We start from the raw sequence: 6501 nt of genomic DNA on the forward strand, positions 1-6501 counted from the left end.
GCCCAGGCCGCCGGCGGAAGCGGTGACGACCCGTGGGGCAGCGCCCCGGCTTCGGGCTCGTTCGGCGGCGGTGACGACGAACCCCCCTTCTAGAGACGACTCGCGGGTGCCCGGCATCCGCTGACACGACATCCGATCAGACGAAAGAGACAGACCATGGCTAAGTCCAACAAGCGGCGCCCGGCTCCGGAGAAGCCGGTCAAGACACGCAAGTGCGTGTTCTGCGCGAAGAAAGGCCAAGCGATCGACTACAAGGACACCGCTTTGCTGCGCACTTACATCAGTGAGCGCGGCAAGATCCGGGCGCGCCGCGTCACCGGCAACTGTGTACAGCACCAGCGTGACATCGCCCTTGCGGTCAAGAACGCTCGCGAGGTGGCGTTGCTGCCCTTCACCTCCTCCGCGCGCTAGAACCAGAACGGAATCGACAGACGATGAAGCTGATCCTGACCGCCGACGTCAACCACCTCGGTGCCATCGGCGACACCGTGGAAGTCAAAGACGGCTACGGACGCAATTTCCTGCTGCCGCGGGGGCTGGCGATCGTCGCCTCGCGCGGCGCCCAGAAGCAGGTCGACGATATCCGCCGCGCCCGCGAATCCAAGCAGGTCCGCAACCTCGACCACGCCAAGGAGCTCAAGGCGGCTATCGAGGGGCTGGGTGCGGTGCCGCTTCCGGTGAAGGCCGCCGGCGATTCGGGCAAGCTGTTCGGCTCGGTGACCGCCGGCGACGTCGTCGCCGCGATCAAGAAAGCGGGCGGACCCAACCTCGACAAGCGCACTGTTCGGCTGCCCAAGGCGCACATCAAAGCAGTCGGCAGCCACCCAGTGTCGGTGCACCTGCACCCCGACGTCGACGTGGAATTCTCGGTCGACGTCATCGCAGACGCCTGACCCGTAGCACACGCGCACCCCGGGCGAGACCTTTTGCGGGTTCCCTGCGGCGTGTCGCTGGCAACACGCTGGCGAACTTTTTTCGGTGCCCGTCGGCCAGTGAACGTAACTGTGCGTTAACGCCTCGCATAAGCCGCTGAAACACAACACGCCCGACGCGGCAACCTCGCGAGACACGCCGGAGAGATTGTCATCCACACGGCATCGGCACTGTTCTGGGCCGTTAGCCTGCGCCGATGGTGTGACGCCGCACCTTCCTCCACAGGTTGTCCACACCCGACTCAACATGGTGCTCCCGGCTATGCACATCCGATCCACAGGTCCGCCAACAACGGGTCTTGGAGTCCGCGCCAGCAACGCTTACCGTCGACCCGTCACGGCCCCACGCGGTCTATTGCGGGGGAATGTCGGGGCCGTCATTTACAGTCGGAGAAACCGACATCGAATGTGCGTTCGAGCGTTGCCGGAGGAGGTGAGATCTGCATTGGCAGTCGTCGATGACCTCGGATATCCAGGTGTTGATTCGGTGTCACCTAGTGAGGACCTCGGCCGTCAGCCGCCGCAAGACCTTGCGGCAGAGCAGTCGGCCCTGGGCGGAATGCTACTGAGCAAGGACGCCATCGCTGACGTCTTGGAACGGCTGCGGCCCGGGGACTTCTACCGCCCGGCGCATCAGAACGTTTACGACGCCATCCTGGACCTATACGGGCGAGGTGAGCCGGCCGACGCGGTGACCGTCGCGGCCGAGCTCGACCGTCGCGGTCTGCTGCGCCGGATCGGCGGTGCGCCGTATCTGCACACGCTGATCTCGACAGTGCCGACGGCGGCGAACGCCGGCTACTACGCGGGAATCGTCGCGGAGAAGGCGCTGCTGCGCCGGCTGGTCGAGGCCGGTACCCGGGTGGTGCAGTACGGCTATGCCGGCGCGGACGGCTCCGACGTCGCCGAGGTGGTCGACCGCGCGCAGGCCGAGATCTACGAGGTGACCGACCGGCGGCTGTCAGAGGATTTCGTGCCGCTGGAAGATTTGCTGCAGCCGACGATGGACGAGATCGACGCGATCGCCTCCAACGGTGGGCTGGCCCGCGGTGTGCCGACGGGCTTCACCGAGCTCGACGAGGTGACCAACGGCCTGCATCCCGGGCAGATGATCATCGTGGCGGCCCGCCCCGGTGTGGGCAAGGCGCTGGCGCTGGACACTCCGCTGCCGGCGCCGGCCGGCTGGACGACAATGGGTGATGTCGGCGTCGGTGACGAGTTGCTCGGCGCTGACGGGCAGCCCACTCAGGTGGTGGCGGCAACCGAAGTGATGCTGGGCCGGCCCTGCTACGAAGTGGAGTTCTCCGACGGCACGGTGATCGTCGCCGACGCGCTACACCAATGGCCGACCGGATACGGTGTGCGCACCACCGCCGAATTACGTCGCGGCCTGGACACTATCGCTGCCGCCGGGTCGATCGGGCGGTATGCCGGGCGGCAGGGCGCCGCGACATTGATGGCGCCGGTTCTGCAGATCGACGCGGTGCGCCGGGTGGGTAGCGTTCCAGTGCGTTGCGTCGAGGTCGACAACCCTGCGCATCTGTATCTGGCCGGGCGGGGTATGGTGCCGACGCACAATTCCACGCTGGGTCTGGATTTCATGCGGTCGTGCTCGATCAAGCACCGGATGGCCAGCGTGATCTTCTCGCTGGAGATGAGCAAGTCTGAGATCGTGATGCGGCTGCTGTCGGCCGAGGCGAAAATCAAATTGGCCGATATGCGTTCGGGGCGGATGAGTGACGACGACTGGACCCGGCTGGCGCGGCGGATGAGCGAAATCAGCGAGGCGCCCCTGTATATCGACGACTCGCCGAACCTGACGATGATGGAGGTCCGCGCCAAAGCACGCCGGCTGCGGCAAAAAGCGGACCTGAAGCTGGTTGTTGTCGACTATCTACAGCTGATGACGTCAGGCAAGCGGCATGAGTCGCGGCAGGTCGAGGTGTCCGAATTCTCGCGTCATCTCAAGCTGTTGGCCAAAGAGCTCGCGGTTCCGGTCATCGCGATCAGCCAGCTCAACCGTGGTCCCGAGCAGCGCACCGACAAGAAGCCGATGTTGTCCGACCTGCGCGAGTCGGGGTGCATGACGGCGGCGACACGAATTCTCTGCGCGGACAACGGCGCTGAGGTGACGTTCGGCGAGCTCATCCAAAGCGGCGAGCGACCCCTGGTGTGGTCCTTGGACGACAAGCTGCGCATGGTGGCCCGGCCGATGACCAACGTGTTCCCGAGCGGCCGCAAGGAGGTGTTTAAGCTTCGACTTGCGTCCGGACGCGAGGTCGAGGCCACCAGCAACCATCCCTTCTTGCAGCTTGATGGTTGGACTCCGTTGGGACAACTGAACGTTGGCGACCGAATCGCGACGCCCCGCCGAGTGCCCGAGCCTGTCCGCACCCAGCGGATGGATGACTCGGAAGTGATCCTGCTCGCCCACATGATCGGCGACGGGTCGTGCGTGAAGAAGCAACCGATCCGGTACGCGTCGGTCGACGAGGCAAACCTAGTTGCGGTCACAGTCTCGGCTGCGAATTTCGGTGTGACGGCCGTGCGAGACGAGTATCCGGCTGCACGGGTGACCACCCTGCGGTTGCCCTCGCCAGAGCGGCTGGCGCGCGGTCGAGGCAACCCGATCGCGGCATGGTTAGACGGCTTGGGGCTGTTCGGGAAGCGCAGTCACGAAAAGTTTGTTCCGGAAGCTATTTTCGCGTCGCCGAACGACCAAGTGGCGCTGTTTCTGAGGCACTTGTGGGCTACCGACGGTTCGGTGCGGTGGGAGCATGTGGCTGGTCAAGCGAAAATATACTACGCGTCCACCAGTCGCCGACTGGTAGAGGATGTTGCGCAGCTACTGCTTCGTATCGGTGTATGCAGCCGCATCAAGCGAGCACGCAAAATGGGCTATCGCGATTGTTGGCATCTTTGCATTGACCGCGCTGAGAACCAGAAGCAGTTCCTCTGCAATATCGGAGTCTACGGCGCAAGGGGTCGTTCGGCTGCGGAGGTCCTCGCTCTACTGGACACACGACAGGGCCGTCCGGGTAGCGACACCATACCTAAGGAGGTTTGGGCGAAGATCGGGGAAGCCCTGTCCTCGAAGGGAATCACGCACAGTGAGCTCTCGCGGTCGATGATGTCAAGCTTTGCCGGTGCCACCCGAAGGTTTGCGCCAGGGCGCCCGCGCTTGCACGAAGTGGCGGTGCTGCTCGAGGATCGAGGCCTTCACGCGCTGGCGACGAATAACGTCTTCTGGGACACAATCGTTGAGATCACGAGCTTAGGCGAGCAGGATGTTTATGACGGAACTGTGGACGGCACACACAATTTCGTCGCAAGCGGTATCACTGCGCATAATTCTTTGGAACAAGATGCCGACATGGTCATCTTGTTGAACCGGCCGGATGCGTTCGAGCGTGACGACCCGCGCGGCGGCGAGGCGGATCTCATTCTGGCCAAACACCGTAACGGCCCGACCAAGACGGTGACCGTGGCGCATCAGCTGCACCTGTCGCGGTTCGCCAACATGGCGCACTGAGTGTAGGTTCTCTTGTCTCTCTCAAACTGCGTGTCCAATTCTCAAATGAAATTCCACTCGGTGTCCAATTGGACATGAATGTGAGAAAAGGGGCTCGGCGGAAGCGCTGCTGCTCGGCACTCCTCGGATTCGCTTTGAAGTGCTGAGCGGTCAGGTCTCGGTAGCAGGAGGGCTGGCATGGTCGGCCAGGAACTGCCGAGCCAGCGCGGTCTGTACAGCGGATGTGAACGGAGCGTCGGTGGCAGATTCGCCCCGCCATACTTCATTCCCATCAAGGAGCAGGACGTAATCGTCGGGCCCGCGGCGCTCGATCCGGTACACCGGGAAGGTTGTGGCCCTGCTACCGGGTGCTATAACCGCCGCCCGCCGCTCTTGCCATTCCTCGCCGGAAGTCGCCCCCGGCGTTGAAGATGCGGTTGACATGTGCAGCTTGCGCGCTTGCGCAAAGTCGGTGGCGATCCTGCTTATTGAGTTCAGAAACGCAGTGAGGGATTCGCGGCGTTCGCTCGAAGCGGATACCCCCTGATTGATGAGGACGTCATCCACTTGGGCGAGGAGGTCATCGAGGTCTCCGGGACCCTGTTGGTCACTGAGCATGGCGTTCTCCAATGCCGAAATGAGATCCGGCGCTGTGGCGTACCGCCGCGATAGGTCCGTCGCGAAAGCGGTGTCAAGTACGGTCAGCAACCTTAGCCGACGGCGAGAATCGATAAGGACTTCGAACACGCCACGTGCTTCGGGCCGCCGGTGGGGCATCAGGTCGTACTCGTCTCTGAGAACGAGCGGCTCGCGGCCCGTGACGACGTAGAAGAAGATGCCTGCCAGTTGCGTGACATCGCTTGCGGGGGCTCTTCCACCGCTGCGGTGCTCAGGCAGGCGAAGGAATCTGTTTCCGACTTCTTCGTTCAATCGGGTCAGCGGGTCGTCTTCGTCGGCGTTGTTGAACGAGAGGCCGAAGTCCACTAGTACCGGCCTGGTGATGTCGCTGTCTCGAAGGACAACGTTGGACGGCTTGAGATCCCGGTGGGTGACATCGTTTGCGTGGCAGCGGTTTAACACAGCCGCGAGTTCTCTGACGCACGCTAACCCTGTTTCGAAGTCAACGGCGTTTCCCGCTTCGACATAACCCTGCAGAACAATGCCGGCGACGAATTCCGTTGCCATATACATCGGCGTTCGACGGTCCTCCCACGTGCTGGCGTTGTGGTCCAAGATCCGCGGCGGACCGAGACCGGCGAGCGTCTCGTAAGCGCTTACTTCGCGTTTAAATCGTCTGCGAGCTTGTAGGTTCCGCACGCGGTCAGGCCGCAGCGTTTTGATGAGCACGCGAGGTCCGGAGCCGTCCCTGGCCCTGGCAGTGAACGACACGCCTTGACCGCCACGGAAATGCTGCGCGTCACCGCCGGTCCGCTCTGGGACCCACCGCTCACTCCATGGTGGTGGATGTCGCATGAGACCACAGTAGTAAGAGCTTATTCCCGAACTTTCTCTGCGCAGAGACACCGGGGCAGCTCAGCCGACATAGTCGGGTTATCGGTGGCGGTGGTGTACGGATCCGCGGGTCAGCGCGCGGCCTGCACCACTAGAGCAGCCGCAGCTCGAGCCATCAGCGGTAGTCGGCTTCAGCGCGTTCACCTGCGATGCTTGCCAGCCCGGCGGCCAGTCGGCGCCGTGGTCAACTCGGCTAGAAGAGTCGCCTCGCTCGAACCACTACTTGTCGGATCTCGCAGGCAGAAGTTCTTGTGAGGGAACACGTCTGGAAGACGCGCGCTTGAGATCGGCGTGCGCAACCAGCGGACGATCACCACGGCGAAGAACCACTGCACCCGAATGGAGTTCGTCCAGAATGGCGGGCAGGGTATGGCCGAGGAGGCGACGGGCCTCCCGATCTTTACCGCGTCTCGACAGTAGTCGGCGGAAGTCGTTCTCCTTCGTCGTCGTCGACCGCCATCGTCACCGAGACCGCCAGGTCAGCGGAAGCGGACATTCAACGTTGCCAGGCCGAAGATCTTCCGGCCACCGGACCGCGCGGCGACG

General features: G+C 63.3%; 4 protein-coding genes and 1 pseudogene. 4 read left to right on the top strand and 1 reads right to left on the bottom strand.

Annotated elements, in window-relative coordinates:
* From WA317_RS10975 to WA317_RS10990, 4 genes and pseudogenes are all read left to right on the top strand, one after another.
* Positions 1-93, top strand: a pseudogene (locus tag WA317_RS10975) (single-stranded DNA-binding protein); the annotation flags it as partial.
* Between the two features lie 63 nt (positions 94-156).
* Positions 157-411 carry a 30S ribosomal protein S18 gene (gene rpsR, locus WA317_RS10980; RefSeq protein ID WP_425173054.1) on the top strand — a complete coding sequence of 85 codons (255 nt, stop codon included), beginning with the start codon at positions 157-159 and terminating at the stop codon, positions 409-411.
* Positions 412-434: 23 nt separating this feature from the next.
* The gene (rplI, locus tag WA317_RS10985; RefSeq protein ID WP_425173055.1) at positions 435-893 is read left to right on the top strand and encodes a 50S ribosomal protein L9; all 459 of its coding nucleotides are present in this window, start codon (positions 435-437) and stop codon (positions 891-893) included.
* A gap of 484 nt (positions 894-1377) precedes the next feature.
* Entirely contained in the window at positions 1378-4464 is a 3087-nt protein-coding gene (locus tag WA317_RS10990) for a replicative DNA helicase (protein ID WP_425173056.1), read from the top strand.
* A 150-nt stretch (positions 4465-4614) separates the two neighbouring features.
* Here WA317_RS10990 and WA317_RS10995 read toward each other — a convergent pair whose 3' ends face one another.
* The gene (locus tag WA317_RS10995) at positions 4615-5916 is read right to left on the bottom strand and encodes a serine/threonine protein kinase (RefSeq protein WP_425173057.1); all 1302 of its coding nucleotides are present in this window, start codon (positions 5914-5916) and stop codon (positions 4615-4617) included.
* Positions 5917-6501: the final 585 nt, after the last annotated feature.

This window comes from Mycobacterium sp. (genome assembly GCF_049802695.1).
Taxonomy (GTDB): Bacteria; Actinomycetota; Actinomycetes; order Mycobacteriales; family Mycobacteriaceae; genus Mycobacterium.